At 61.8% G+C, this 13006-nt stretch carries 9 protein-coding genes; 3 read left to right on the top strand and 6 right to left on the bottom strand.

Annotation, left to right across the window (positions count from 1 at the left end):
• Positions 1–50 precede the first annotated feature (50 nt).
• From EA797_RS20260 to uvrD, 3 genes are all read right to left on the bottom strand, one after another.
• The gene (locus EA797_RS20260; RefSeq protein WP_122168570.1) at positions 51–887 is read right to left on the bottom strand and encodes a Tim44 domain-containing protein; all 837 of its coding nucleotides are present in this window, start codon (positions 885–887) and stop codon (positions 51–53) included.
• A 133-nt stretch (positions 888–1020) separates the two neighbouring features.
• Complete coding sequence (locus EA797_RS20255) at positions 1021–2130, bottom strand: TRAP transporter substrate-binding protein (RefSeq protein WP_122168568.1); 1110 nt, start codon at positions 2128–2130, stop codon at positions 1021–1023.
• A gap of 55 nt (positions 2131–2185) precedes the next feature.
• Entirely contained in the window at positions 2186–4378 is a 2193-nt protein-coding gene (gene uvrD / locus EA797_RS20250) for a DNA helicase II (RefSeq protein WP_122168566.1), read from the bottom strand.
• 279 nt (positions 4379–4657) lie between these two features.
• Between uvrD and EA797_RS20245 the strand changes: the two genes are divergently transcribed.
• Positions 4658–7519 carry a putative bifunctional diguanylate cyclase/phosphodiesterase gene (locus EA797_RS20245; RefSeq protein WP_122168564.1) on the top strand — a complete coding sequence of 954 codons (2862 nt, stop codon included), beginning with the start codon at positions 4658–4660 and terminating at the stop codon, positions 7517–7519.
• Between the two features lie 158 nt (positions 7520–7677).
• On the opposite strand, the gene trhP is transcribed toward EA797_RS20245, so the two are convergent.
• Entirely contained in the window at positions 7678–9051 is a 1374-nt protein-coding gene (trhP, locus tag EA797_RS20240; protein WP_122168563.1) for a prephenate-dependent tRNA uridine(34) hydroxylase TrhP, read from the bottom strand.
• A 185-nt stretch (positions 9052–9236) separates the two neighbouring features.
• Between trhP and EA797_RS20235 the strand changes: the two genes are divergently transcribed.
• Positions 9237–9707, top strand: a complete 471-nt coding sequence (locus tag EA797_RS20235; protein ID WP_244214174.1) for a DUF2243 domain-containing protein — start codon at positions 9237–9239, stop codon at positions 9705–9707.
• A complete protein-coding gene (locus EA797_RS20230) occupies positions 9704–10513 on the top strand; it encodes a cytochrome c oxidase assembly protein (RefSeq protein WP_122168559.1) in 810 nt (269 codons plus the stop codon). The genes EA797_RS20235 and EA797_RS20230 overlap by 4 nt, the downstream gene beginning before the upstream one ends.
• A gap of 40 nt (positions 10514–10553) precedes the next feature.
• On the opposite strand, the gene EA797_RS20225 is transcribed toward EA797_RS20230, so the two are convergent.
• On the bottom strand, positions 10554–11984 hold the full coding sequence (locus tag EA797_RS20225) for an aspartate kinase (protein WP_122168557.1): 1431 nt from the start codon (positions 11982–11984) through the stop codon (positions 10554–10556).
• Between the two features lie 99 nt (positions 11985–12083).
• A complete protein-coding gene (gene thpD, locus EA797_RS20220) occupies positions 12084–12992 on the bottom strand; it encodes an ectoine hydroxylase (protein WP_122168637.1) in 909 nt (302 codons plus the stop codon).
• Between the last annotated feature and the right edge of the window lie 14 nt (positions 12993–13006).

Raw genomic sequence — 13006 nt, 5'->3', positions numbered from 1 at the left:
CTGGATATGAAAAACCCGGGCAAGCCCGGGTTTAGTTACGTCTGCGCCACTCAGGCGTTCTGGCGGATGCCCGCCACGAGCCAAGGCTGGTTCTCGCCCTGAGCACGCTCCATGCGCCAGCTTTCGCTGAAAGGCTCGCCCTGGTCGAAGCGCGAATTTTTGGATACGCCAACGAAGGTCAGGGTGGCAATGGTCTTGTCCGCCTGGTCATCGACGCCGTCGAGCTGGATCTGCAGGTTGTCGATGTAGGTCGCCTGGTAGGCATCGCCAATCTCGGCACGTTCGCGCATCAGGAACTCGTGCAGCTGCGGCGTGACGAATTCGCCGATCTTGTCCATTTCGTTGGCGTCCCAGTGTTGCTGCAGCGACAAGAAATGTTCGCGGGCGGCAGATACGAAGTTCTGCTCGTTGAACCAGGCCGGTGCGTTGATCACCGGAGCGGCAGCAACCGCGCTGGAGCTGCCACCGAAGATCGAAGGCTGCGCAGGCATTTCGCGCTGCATCGGAGCATGTCCGGCCATGGCTGGCTGCTGCTGGCGGCGACGGGCTGCCAGGAAGCGGAACAGCAGAAACGCAATGGCGCCGAAGATCAGGATATCCATGAACTGGATGCCTTCGAAGCCGTCGCCCATGAACATGGAGGCGAGCAGGCCACCGGCAGCGAGGCCAGCCAACGGACCAAGCCAACGCGAAGCGCCGCTGGCAGCGGCCGGCGTCTGACGACCGGCCTGGTTGGGTGCGGCCTGGGTTTGCTGAGGCGCCTGGCGGCTCTGATGGCTGGGCGCCGAACCAAAGCTCTTGCCGCCACCGAAACGCTTGGCGTGGACGTCGAGGCTGAGGGTCAGGCCGATACACAGCGCCATGAAAATGCTGAGCACACGTTGCATTTGGTATTCCTGAATTGGACGAAGATACGAAGCGGATGGTGCACGGCCCGATGCGGCCGCGCTAGTTGCAGAGTGTTTCGGGCTTTTGCCCCGTTGCGCTTGCGGGTAATCGCAAGCGCACGGGAGCAGGGGCTCAACGCCAGTTATACAGCTCTTTCTCGGAGATCTCGTGCATGGGTGTCACTTGCTCCTGGAAGGCCTTCATCGAAGCCCAGATGCGGCCGTTCAGCTCGCTCTGCTGAGCCAGTTCGCCAAGCACAACGTCGGACTGCTCGCGCATCGCGGCCAGTACTTCATCGGGGAAGCGTTTGAGCTGCGCGCCCTGTTGCTTGAGTTGATCGAGCGCCATGGCGTTGTTGTAGACATAGTCATCGACCATGTCGCGACTGGCTGCACCGGCGGCCTCAGTGAGAATCGCCCGCAGGTCGTCAGGCAGGCTGTCGAGGGCTTTCTGGTTGATCAACATTTCCAGCACGGCCTGTGGTTCCTGCCAGCCTGGGTAGTAGTAGTACTTGGCGGCTTTGTGCAGGCCGAACGCCAGGTCGTTGTACGGGCTTACCCAGTCGGTGGCATCGATAGCGCCCGTCTGCAGGGCGGTGAATACTTCGCCGCCGGGCATGTTGACAGTGGTCGCGCCGAGACGGGTGAGCACTTCGCCGCCCAGGCCCGGGGTACGGATCTTCAAGCCTTTGAGGTCCTGCAGGGAATTGATTTCCTTGTTGAACCAGCCGCCCATCTGCATGCCGGTATTGCCGACTACCATGGGTTTGACGCCGTAGGGTGCGTAGGCTTCGTCCCAGAATGCCTGGCCGCCGCCGCGGGTCAGCCAGGCGTTCATTTCGCTGGTCGACAGGCCGAACGGCACCGAAGTGAAAAACTGTGCAGTGGGCACTTTGCCCTTCCAGTAGTAAGCCGCGCCATGACCCAGTTCTGCGGTGCCGCGCGAGACGGCATCGAACACCTCCAGTGCAGGGACCAGCTCGCCGCCGGCATAGACCTTGATGGTCAGGCGGCCGTCACTCATGGCGTTGACCCGGTCGGCCAGACGCTGGGCAGCGGTGCCCAGGCCCGGATAGTTCTTCGGCCAGGCGGTGACCATTTTCCAGTTATAGGTCTTGGGCGCTTCGCTGGCCGCCGCCTTGGGCTCGGCGGAGGATTCGACTTTCTTTTCGTCGTTGCAGCCTGCGAGGCTGAGCGATGCAAGCAGGGCAGCAGCGGCACCAAACAAGTGACGGCGTTTCATGAATGGCTGTTCCTTTGGCGAATTTTATTAGTATGGGTATAAGTTGACGTAAACGTCATAGCGCTTCCAGTTTGGCATAACTGAGCATCAACCACTTGCTCCCTTCGTCTTCGAAGTTCACCTGCACGCGCGCTTGAGCTCCGGAACCCTCGAAGTTGAGGATGGTGCCTTCGCCGAACAGGGAATGACGTACTCGTTGGCCGAGGTTGAATGGCGTTTCCGGCACGTTGGCACCGTCGAACAACGAACCGCCGCCCATGCCACGAGTGTTGAAGCTGCGGCTGACCGTGTTGCTCAGGCGCACTTCGCTGACCAGTGCCGGTGGCAATTCGCGCACGAAGCGCGAGACCTTGTTATAAGTCTCGGTGCCATAGAGCCGGCGGGTTTCGGCATAAGTAATGATCAACTGCTGCATGGCGCGGGTAATGCCGACATAGGCCAGGCGGCGTTCTTCCTCGAGACGGCCGGGTTCTTCGAGGCTCATCTTGTGAGGGAACAGGCCTTCCTCCATACCAACCAGGAACACCAGCGGGAACTCCAGGCCCTTCGCGCTGTGCAGGGTCATCAATTGAACGCTGTCTTCATGATCACCGGCCTGCTGCTCACCGGCCTCCAGCGAGGCGTGATCGAGGAACGCCGCTAGCGGGGTCTGCTCGTCTTCTTCCTCTTCGCTGTAGTGGTCGAAGGCACGCGCGGCGGAGACCAATTCCTCGAGGTTTTCCACCCGCGCCTGGGCCTTCTCGCCCTTTTCATCGCGGTGGTAAGCGAGCAGCCCGGATTGTTCGATGACCAGCTGCGCCATGTTGTGCAGCTGCATGCCTTCGACCTTGAGTGCCAGCGTATCGATCAACTCGACGAAGCCATTCAGCGCGCTGGCCGCACGGCCGGAGACAACCTTGGTGCCGACCGCCTGATGCAGCGCGGCCCACATCGAAGTCTCCTCCTGGCGGGCCAGCTGGCGCAGGCATTCCACGGTTTTTTCGCCGATGCCGCGGGCGGGGACGTTGATCACTCGCTCCAGTGCAGCATCGTTGTCCCGCGCCTGGATCAGGCGCAGGTAGGCCATGGCGTTCTTGATTTCGGCGCGCTCGAAGAAGCGTTGGCCGCCGTAGATCCGATAGGGAATGCGCTCACGCAGCAGCGCTTCTTCGAGTACACGGGACTGGGCGTTGGAGCGGTAGAGAATGGCGATCTCGCTGCGCGCCAGCCCATCGTTCTTGATGGCGCTCTCGATGCTTTCGACCACATAGCGCGCTTCGTCGTGCTCGTTGAACGCGGCATACAGACTGATGGGTTCGCCGTCGCAGCCGTCGGTCCAGAGCTCCTTGCCGAGGCGGCCCTGATTATTGGCGATCAGCGCGTTTGCGGCCTTGAGGATGCAGGCGGTGGAGCGATAGTTTTGCTCCAGGCGGATGGTTTCGGCGTCCTGGAAGTCTTCGCTGAACTGGTGCAGGTTTTCCACCCGGGCGCCGCGCCAGCCGTAGATCGACTGGTCGTCGTCGCCCACCACCATCAAGCTGTCGCCGCCCTTGGCCAGCAAACGCAACCAGGCGTACTGGACGGCGTTGGTGTCCTGAAACTCGTCCACCAGTACGTGGCGGAAGCGGCGCTGGTAATGGTCGAGCAGGCCCGGGTTATCGCGCCAGAGATCCAGCGCGCGCAGCAGCAGCTCGGAGAAGTCGATCACGCCGGCGCGGGCACAGGCATCTTCATAGGCCTGGTAGATGCTCAGCATGGTGGCTAGAAACAGATCACCGCTGGGCTGGATGTGCCTGGGCCGCAGGCCCTCATCCTTCTGTCCGTTGATCCACCATTGCGCCTGACGCGCCGGCCAGCGTTGCTCATCCAGGCCGAGTTCGCGGATCACGCGTTTGACCAGGCGCTGCTGGTCGTCGGAATCGAGAATCTGAAAGTTCTGCGCCAGCTTCGCTTCCTGCCAGTGGGCGCGCAGCAACCGATGTGCCAGCCCGTGGAAGGTGCCGACCCACATACCCTGCGGGTTGACCTTCATCAGCTGCTCGATGCGATGGCGCATCTCGGCGGCAGCCTTGTTGGTAAAGGTTACTGAAAGAATCGAGTGCAAGGATGCACGTTCGACCTGATGCAGCCAGGCGATGCGGTGCACCAGCACGCGGGTTTTACCCGAGCCGGCACCAGCGAGAACCAGTTGACGACCCAGTGGCGCGGCTACGGCCTGACGCTGGGCATCGTTGAGAGAATTCAGGAGAGAGGAGAGATCGTCGTGCATGGGCGCCATTCTAGCCGGAAATCTCGTCAACCCGCTCGTGCAACGGTCGGAGGCCAGTAATGCCGGCGACTCTTCAGTTCGACCTCAGCAAGCCGACTAAAGTGTAAGTGGTAGCGATCACGGGGGCGGCAACGCCCTTGGAAATCCGCTCGGTCTATACCGCTGTATTGTCGATGGCAGTCTTTGGTCGGACGGACTATGACCCGACGCTAGCGACGTGCCATTATCCGGAGGTGCTGCAGTGCTTCGTACTGTTCCAGACACCAATTACAGAAAACGATGATCGATTCCGCCCAAGCCCATCCCTCGGCGACCAAGGCCGTGGAGAACCACGCCGCGTTGCGCCTCGCAGAGGCCGATCAACGGACGGAACGCACTCGCCTGCTGTATCAGGGCTCGCGGCTGGCTGTGCTGCTGATGGCGCTTACCAGCGTGGTGTTTCCCGCTGTCCTCTGGAGCGAAGAATCATCGGTTGAGTTGGCGATCTGGTCGAGCCTGACCTTCCTGCTGGCCGTGCTACGGCTGCATCAGACCCACCAGTTCCTGATGGCCAGCCCCGAAGACCAGCCGAACGCGCGCTGGCTGACAACCTTCCTGCTGACAAGCACCCTCAGTGCCGTATTGTTCGGCTATGCCATCACCGAACTGGCCGTGGGCGGACCGTTCCTCCAGGAGGCGGTGCTGCTGGGCTCGCTTGCCTCGGTCATTGTCGCAAGCGGTGTGGCCTGCGGCGTGTCGATGCGCGCTTTCGGCACCTTCGCCATTCCCGCTCTGCTACCCGCCTCGGTGCTACTGCTCAGCAGTGGTGAGCCACAGCTGCAGGGCTGGGGCGTGCTGGCTTCGATTGTGTTGTTCACGCTGAGCATGATCGCCTGGCAGATCAATCGCCTGGTGACCAGCAGTCTGCAACAACGCCAGCACAACCAGTTATTGATCCGTCGTCTCGAGAGCATGCGCAGCGAAGCCAGCGAGTTGAACGGCAATCTGGCCCGAGAAATCGAACAGCGGCGGCATGCAGAAAGTCAGCTTCGCGAGGCATACGAAGGGCTGGAACAGCGGGTAAACCAGCGTACCGCCGAACTGGCCAAGACGGCCACCGAACTACGGGAAAGCGAGACCCGGCTTACCCTGGCGATGGAAGCCAGCAAGCTGGGCATGTGGGATTGGGATCTGGTGAATGGTGAGGTGCACCACTCGAAGATGGACGTGCTCTTCGGGGTCGGTCAGAGCGACCGGCTGCGGCTCGCCGAACAACAGCGCCCCGAGCTGCACGCCGAGGATGGCCCGCGTGTTCGCCGGGACCTGATCGCCCACCTCAAGGGCGAGACCGAAACCTACACGGTCCAATACCGGGCACTTCAGCATGACGGCAACTCGGTGTGGATCGAAGACCGTGGCCGCGTCATCGAACGCAGCGCCGATGGCCGCGCCCTGCGCATGATCGGTACCCGGAGGGACATCAGCGAGAGTCGCCGGCAGGCCGAGCAGTTGCGGCTGGCTGCCACGGTGTTCGAGGCGGCGGGCGAGGGGATGGCGATCATGGACCCGGAGTATCGTCTTCTGGCCGTCAATCAGGCGTGCTGCACATTGTCCGGATATACCCGCGAAGAGCTGATCGGCCAAAGCGTCGCGCTCCTGGCCAGTTCGGAGGACAGCCGCCAGCAATATGCCGCCATCCGTGCACGCCTGGTGACCGACGGCAGTTGGGAAGGGGAACTGATCGAAACGCGCAAGAGCGGCGAGGTTTACCCGCAATGGGCCCAGCTGCGCGTGGTGCGTGACAGCCAGGGCAACGTCAGCAATGTAGTGGCTTTCGTATCCGACCTAAGCGTCCGGCGGCAGGTGGAAGAGCGCCTTCGCTACCTCACCCATTTCGACGAGCTCACCGGCCTTGCCAATCGCACCCTGCTGAAAGAACGTCTGCACGCGGCGTGTGAGCGCAGCCGCAGTCGCAGCCGCGGGCTGGCGGTCTTCTATCTCGATCTCGACCGTTTCAAGGTCCTCAACGAAAGCCTGGGCCATGACGCCGCCGACCAGCTGCTGCGCGAAGTTTCCCGCCGGCTGTCAACGACGCTGTCGGACGCCGACACAATCGCGCGGCTATCCGGTGATGAGTTCGTGGTCGTGCTCGAGGGATACGGCAGCCTCGCCAACCTCGCGCATAGCGGTAGCCACCTGCTGTCACGACTCAGAAAACCCATCCTGATCGGTGATCAGGAGCTGGTTGTCAGTGCGTCCATTGGCGTCAGCCTGATGCCGGATAACTCACGGGAAGCCGCGACGCTGCTGTTACAAGCGAACATGGCAATGCAGCATGCCAAACACCTGGGCGGCAATACCCTGCAGTTCTTCACCGACCGCTTGCAGGTTTCCAGCCTGGACAACCTCAAAATGGAAAATCAACTGCGTCGCGCGCTGGAGGACGGCCAGCTGGAAGTCTTCTATCAGCCGCGGCTGAACGTGGCCGAGGATCGTCTGGATGCTGCCGAAGCGCTGGTGCGGTGGCGTCACCCACAGAAAGGGCTGATCGCGCCGGGGTTCTTCATCCCGCTGGCCGAGGAAACCGGGCTGATCATTCCCCTGGGCGAGTTCGTGCTACGCCAGGCCTGCAAGCAGGCGCGGCAGTGGCAGCTCGAAGGGGTGGCCGAGATTCGCGTGTCTGTGAACCTGTCGGTCAAGCAGTTACGGCAGGGTAACTTCGTCAGCCTGGTGCGCCAGGTTCTGGAAGAAACCGGTTTGCCAGCCGATCGACTCGAGCTGGAACTGACTGAAAGCCAGCTGCTGGACGACATCGACAATGCAATCAATATCAGTCGGCAACTGCGCGCGTTGGGCGTGAAGCTCGCCATCGACGATTTCGGCACCGGTTATTCCTCGCTCAGCTATCTCAAGCGCTTCCCGGTGGATTTCGTGAAGATCGACCGCTCTTTCATCTCCGAACTGGATCAGGTCGGCGAAGACTCGGCCATCGTCCGCGCCATCATCGCGATGGTTCACAGCCTTGAGCTGAAAGTGGTGGCGGAGGGCGTGGAGACCCAGGCGCAGATGGATTTCCTCAAGGCCCATGGATGCGACGAGATGCAGGGCTACCTGATCAGCCGACCTGTGCCGGTTGACGAGTTCGTGAAGCTTTTGGTCTGAGGGTGCGGGCTGGCCTTTTGCGGCCTGTAGGGTGGGCTTCGGCCCACCGCTTGTCTTTTCGCCATCAACTGCTGGTGGGCTAAAGCCACCCTACGTCGGTCGCGGCGAAACCCGCCTCGCGGCGGAGCGGGTCTTGAGCCGGCGCGCCGTACTGGCGGCTAACCGCGGGTTGTGGTGCCGCCGTCCAGCTCGCGCATTACCAGTGCGTAGCGCAAGTCGACCGTTTCCGGCACTGGCAGGTAGAGTGCATGGCCGTCGCCAGGAGCCACCTCGGTGCGTTCGCCGCGCTTGTTCTCCAGAGCGTCCAGGTGGAAGTTGAGGTTGCCCTGGGGCGTCATCAGCTCCAGCCGATCGCCGACGGCAAAGCGATTCTTGACGATGACCTCGGCCAGGCCGTTGCGCCGCTCTCCGGTCATTTCACCGACGAATTGCTGGCGATCCGAAAGCGAGAAACCGCGCTCGTAGTTCTGGTACTCGTCATGCACGTGCCGCCGCAGAAAGCCTTCGGTGTAGCCGCGATGCGCGAGGGATTCGAGGGTGTCCATCAGTGACTTGTCGAAGGGCTGGCCAGCGACGGCATCGTCGATGGCTTTGCGATAGACCTGCGCGGTGCGCGCCACGTAATAGTGGGACTTGGTGCGGCCCTCGATTTTCAGCGAATGCACGCCCATCTTCACCAGCCGCTCGACATGCTGCACGGCGCGCAGATCCTTGGAATTCATAATGTAGGTGCCGTGTTCGTCTTCGAAGGCTTCCATCAGCTCGCCGGGGCGGCTGCTGTCTTCGAGCAGGAACACCTGATCGGTAGGCGCGCCGGCGCCAAGAGTAGGCTGGGTGCCGCCTGATCCGAGCTGCTGCACCGGAATCGGCTGGTACTGCTGGACGATGTTGCCCAGCTCGTTTTCCTTGCCCTCATGGGCCTTGTATTCCCAGCGACAGGCGTTGGTGCAGGAGCCCTGGTTGGGATCGCGCTTGTTGATGTAGCCCGACAGCAAGCAGCGCCCCGAATAGGCCATGCACAGCGCGCCGTGGACAAACACTTCCAGCTCCATGCCCGGCACCCGTTCGCGGATCTCGGCGATTTCTTCCAGCGACAGTTCACGCGAAAGAATGGCGCGGGTCAGACCCTGCTGACGCCAGAACTCGACGCTCGCCCAGTTCACCGCATTGGCTTGCACCGACAGGTGAATGGTCATCTCGGGAAAGTGCTGGCGCACCAGCATGATCAGGCCTGGGTCGGACATGATCAGGGCGTCCGGCCCCATCGCCACTACCGGCTCGAGATCCTTGATGAACGTACGCAATTTGGCGTTGTGCGGCGCAATGTTGACCACCACGTAGAACTGCTTGCCTTGGGCGTGGGCTTCGTCGATGCCCAGGCGCAGGTTGGCGTGGTCGAACTCGTTGTTGCGCACGCGCAGGCTGTAGCGCGGCTGGCCGGCGTAGACCGCGTCGGCCCCGTAAGCAAAGGCGTAACGCATGGATTTCAGGGTGCCGGCGGGGGACAGCAGTTCAGTGCGCGAATGGGTCATGGTGCAGTGGCTCTGGATACCAACAAAAAGTGTGCGGATTCTAATCAGTCGTCCGACGCTTTTCGCCGGCCCAGATCAAGACCTCGACGAACTTCCCGAGGGGCACGCCAGTCACCTATAGATAAGGTGTATGGCGATGGCCGGTAGGGGTGTCGCCTGCAAACCCCCAGCAAGCGGAGGTATTCGTGAGCGCCACTCCAACCGATGCCAGAAGCAGCATGATCGCGACGCTCTTTCTCGGGGTCGGGCTGATGGCAGCGGTCGATGAAATCGTCTTCCATCAGATTCTCGCCTGGCATCACTTCTTCGACCGCTCCACGCCCACTATCGGCCTACTGTCCGACGGGCTTCTGCATTCAGCCGAGCTGCTCATGCTGGCGGCCGGCTTCTACCTGTTCACTCAGCTGTCCCGCCGCAATGCCGTGTCGCGTTTGCACGCCTGGGCTGGTTTTTTTCTCGGCGCGGGCGGATTTCAGCTGTTCGATGGCATCGTCGACCACAAGATCCTGCGCCTGCATCAGGTGCGTTATGTCGACAACCTGTTGCCCTACGATCTGGCCTGGAACGGATTCGGCGCCCTGCTATTGGTGATCGGCTTTGCACTGTGGAAGTGGGCCAAAGCCAACACGCAGACCGTCGTGCGAGGTAGCCAATGATCCATGAGGCGAGCCTGCTGACATTGGCCGGCACCTTCGTGCTGGTGATGCTGATCCTCAGCCTGTGGTTCGCCTACGTGCTTGCCGTGCGGTGGCAGCGCAAGCGTCGCAAGGTCTGGCATTGCTGGCGGCTCGCCAGCTTTACCCTTGGCAGCGCGCTACTGGTCATCGCCTTTTCGCCGCCCGTGGTCGAGTGGGGGCATATCGATCTGCGGGGGCACATGGCTCAGCATCTGCTGCTCGGCATGTTTGCGCCTATCGCGCTGATGCTCGGCGCGCCAGGCACTTTGCTGCTACGCAGCGTGCCGGTGACCACCGCGCGCCGCATCATGACAGTGGCGGCCAGCATGCCGGTGCGTTGCTTGAGTCACCCGGTCACAGCGCTTGTGCTCAACGTCGGCGCGCTCTACCTGCTCTACCTCACTCCGCTGTACCAGATGAGTTTTCACGAACCGGGCATACACCTGTGGCTGCACCTGCATTTCGTGCTGGCCGGCTACCTGTTCTGCTGGTCTATCGCCGGCCCTGACCCAGCGCCGCATCGGCCGGGCATGCGGCTTCGCTTGGTCGTGCTCTTCATTGCCATTGCCGCCCATACGGTGCTGGGCAAGCTGATGTTCGCCTATGGGTTTCCAAGGGATGCCGGGCACGACCTGGCAGAAATCGAGGGGGCGGCGCAGCTGATGTTCTACGGCGGCGATATTGCAGAGATGCTGCTGGCGCTGGTGTTCTTCTCGGCCTGGTACCGGCAGCGCAAGCAGCCCGTTGTGGTTGACGAGTGGCAGACAGCAGACCGCCGGGCCTAGCGCGAGCTAGGTCCGGCGGTGCGAGGGTGCAGTCTCAGGCTTATGCCGCAGCGATCACATCGCCGTGATTTTCCGGCTCGATCAACGCGCGGTGCAGGGCCGCGACCGCATCGTCGTAGTCCTCTTCATTGACCACGCACTGCATTTCCACCTGGCGGATGGACTGATGCACGGCCTGGATGCTGATGCCGGCACCGGCCAGTGCGGCCACGGTCTTGGCGAGTATGCCCTTGACCTTGAGGTCCGAGCCGATGGCCGAGACGATGGCGACGTTGTGCACCGTGACTTCAGCCGCTGGGTACTTCTCCTCAATCAGCCGCGCGGCGCGGTTGATCAGCTTGCGCGAGCCGGAGGCGTAGTAGGTGATGCTGTTGGCGTCGGAGTCCTTGTTCACCACGTAGAGGCGCAGCTGCTTGAGCAGCTTGCTGATCTCTATGTCGTAGCCGATGTCGCCGAGCATGTCTTGGTCGAACACTTCTATGCCGAAGACATCCTTGCGCCCGGCAATGATTTCCACGCAGGGTCGTTCGCTCTTGTAGTCCTGGCTGATGAGCGTACCGGCATGATCGGGCTCGAAGGCATTCTTGATGCGCAATTCGATACCGGCACGGCGCAGCGTCTTTGCCGCACGGGGGTGGATCGCCTCCATGCCGAGATTCGACAGCTGATCCGCTACGTCATAGTTGGTGCGGCCTATGGTCACCACCTTGTCGGCCCCGACGAGGTTCGGGTCGGCGCTGGAGAGGTGGAATTCCTTGTGGATGATTGCCTCGCGCGCGCCGGTTGCGGCGGCGATCTGGGCGAAGGTGATCTCGCTGTACCCGCGGTCGAAGGTGTTCATCAGACCTTCGCTGCAATGCGTGTAGCCGGTGGCCACCACCAGTTCGCGCGAGAGGTCAACCTCTTCGAAGCTGTGGCGGACCATCTCTTCGAACGGCAGAGGCGCGTCACGGTGCCAGCCGGTGAGATCGACCATCTTCGCGTTGACGCCACGGTGCTTGAGGGCCAGTACCGAGTTGAATGCCGAGTGCGCTTCGCCAAGGGAGGCGAGCATTTCGCGGACTTTCATCAAGTGCTCGTCGAGCTGGAAGTGGCCGTAGGCGCACAAGCGCTGCAGGCTGCTCATGCACTCGCGGGCATCGTCGATGCGCGAGTTGATGAATTGGTTGGCGGCGCGCAGCTCGAAGTCGCTGGCGAACAGCTCGATGTTCTTGTTGACCATGCGCTGGCGGACGGTCTCCAGCGCGTCGAGCCAGGCACCCTCATTGCGGGCGTCGGCAAAGCGTTGGTAGACACCGGGCTCGCCGGTCTTCTTGTGTTCCAGCAGCAGATTGGTCATGCCGCTGTAGGCCGACACGACGAAGACGCGCTGGTAGAGCGCGTCGCCTTCGCGTCCGCCGATAAAGATATTGTTCAGCAGCTCATCGAAGCGGCTCATGGATGTGCCGCCGATCTTTTCTACGGTATGCATCGATTCATCTTCCCGTCTTGGGGGTGAATTTTCATCCCTGGGCCGCCTTTTGGCCGCCAACAAAGATCAGGCCCACGTGCGGGCCTGATTAACCTAATTTCAGAGATATCGTTGTGGCTGGATCTGCAGCGGCTCGAAGTTCTCGCGTTCGGCAACAAAGGCCGGGCGTGGCGAAAGCCCACAGAATGGGGCCTGCGCGGCATTATCTACATGGTTGTAGACGTAGAACAGGTTGCTCCGCGCACTGGGCGTGATGTTGCTGTTCGAACCGTGCATCGTGTTGCAATCGAAGAACACCACGCTGCCCGCCGGGCCGGTGGCGGTGTCGATGCCATAGCGTTCCGCTAGCCGGGTCAGGCTGTCATGGTCTGGCACGCCGAACTCCTGCTTGCGCAGTGATTTCTCGTAGTGGTTCTCCGGGGTTGCGCCCACACAGCGGATGTAGTGCTTGTGTGATCCCGGCACCAGCATCAGCGGGCCGTTGTGCGGCTCGTTGTCGGTCAGCAGTATCGAGCAGCTCAGGGTGCGCATGCGCGGCAGCCCATCTTCGATGTGCCAGGTCTCGAAATCCGAATGCCAGTAGAACTCCTTGCCGGTAAAGCCGGGTTTGAAGTTCATTCGCGACTGATGCACATAGATGTCGCCGCCCAGAATGAAGCTGGCGATAGCTGCAATGCGCTCGTCGCAGGCGACGCGGGCAAACAGCTCGTTGTCCTGGTGGATGGCGAACACCGAGCGGATCGCGCCGCTATCGGGTTCCTTGATGGTCTTGCCGGATTCGGCTACGGCCGGGTCCTGGCGCATGCGGTCGAGCTCTTCGCGGAATACCGCGACTTCCTCGGCGCTGAACAGGTTGGGGATGACCAGATAACCATCACGCTCGAAGCGTTCGAGCTGGTCCGGTGCGATCGGGGCGTTGGTCAGGTCATTGCGATAGACAACCGGATCCAGACGTTCTTGCCAGCTAGGTTCGTCGTGCTGGCGCGAAGGGTACAGGTCGGCTTGCACGGGGTTCACGTTAG

The sequence above is a fragment of the Stutzerimonas zhaodongensis genome, assembly GCF_003696365.1.
GTDB classification, from domain to species: domain Bacteria; phylum Pseudomonadota; class Gammaproteobacteria; order Pseudomonadales; family Pseudomonadaceae; genus Stutzerimonas; species Stutzerimonas zhaodongensis.
This window is presented reverse-complemented; position numbering and strand designations above follow the sequence as displayed.

What these genes read in the sequence shown, in the direction of transcription:
- EA797_RS20245 (WP_122168564.1), top strand. Translation starts at nt 4,658, where the DNA reads ATGATCGATTCCGCCCAAGCCCATCCCTCGGCGACCAAGGCCGTGGAG.
- EA797_RS20260 (WP_122168570.1), bottom strand. Translation starts at nt 887, where the DNA reads ATGCAACGTGTGCTCAGCATTTTCATGGCGCTGTGTATCGGCCTGACC.
- trhP (WP_122168563.1), bottom strand. Translation starts at nt 9,051, where the DNA reads ATGACCCATTCGCGCACTGAACTGCTGTCCCCCGCCGGCACCCTGAAA.
- EA797_RS20225 (WP_122168557.1), bottom strand. Translation starts at nt 11,984, where the DNA reads ATGCATACCGTAGAAAAGATCGGCGGCACATCCATGAGCCGCTTCGAT.
- EA797_RS20255 (WP_122168568.1), bottom strand. Translation starts at nt 2,130, where the DNA reads ATGAAACGCCGTCACTTGTTTGGTGCCGCTGCTGCCCTGCTTGCATCG.
- uvrD (WP_122168566.1), bottom strand. Translation starts at nt 4,378, where the DNA reads ATGCACGACGATCTCTCCTCTCTCCTGAATTCTCTCAACGATGCCCAG.
- EA797_RS20230 (WP_122168559.1), top strand. Translation starts at nt 9,704, where the DNA reads ATGATCCATGAGGCGAGCCTGCTGACATTGGCCGGCACCTTCGTGCTG.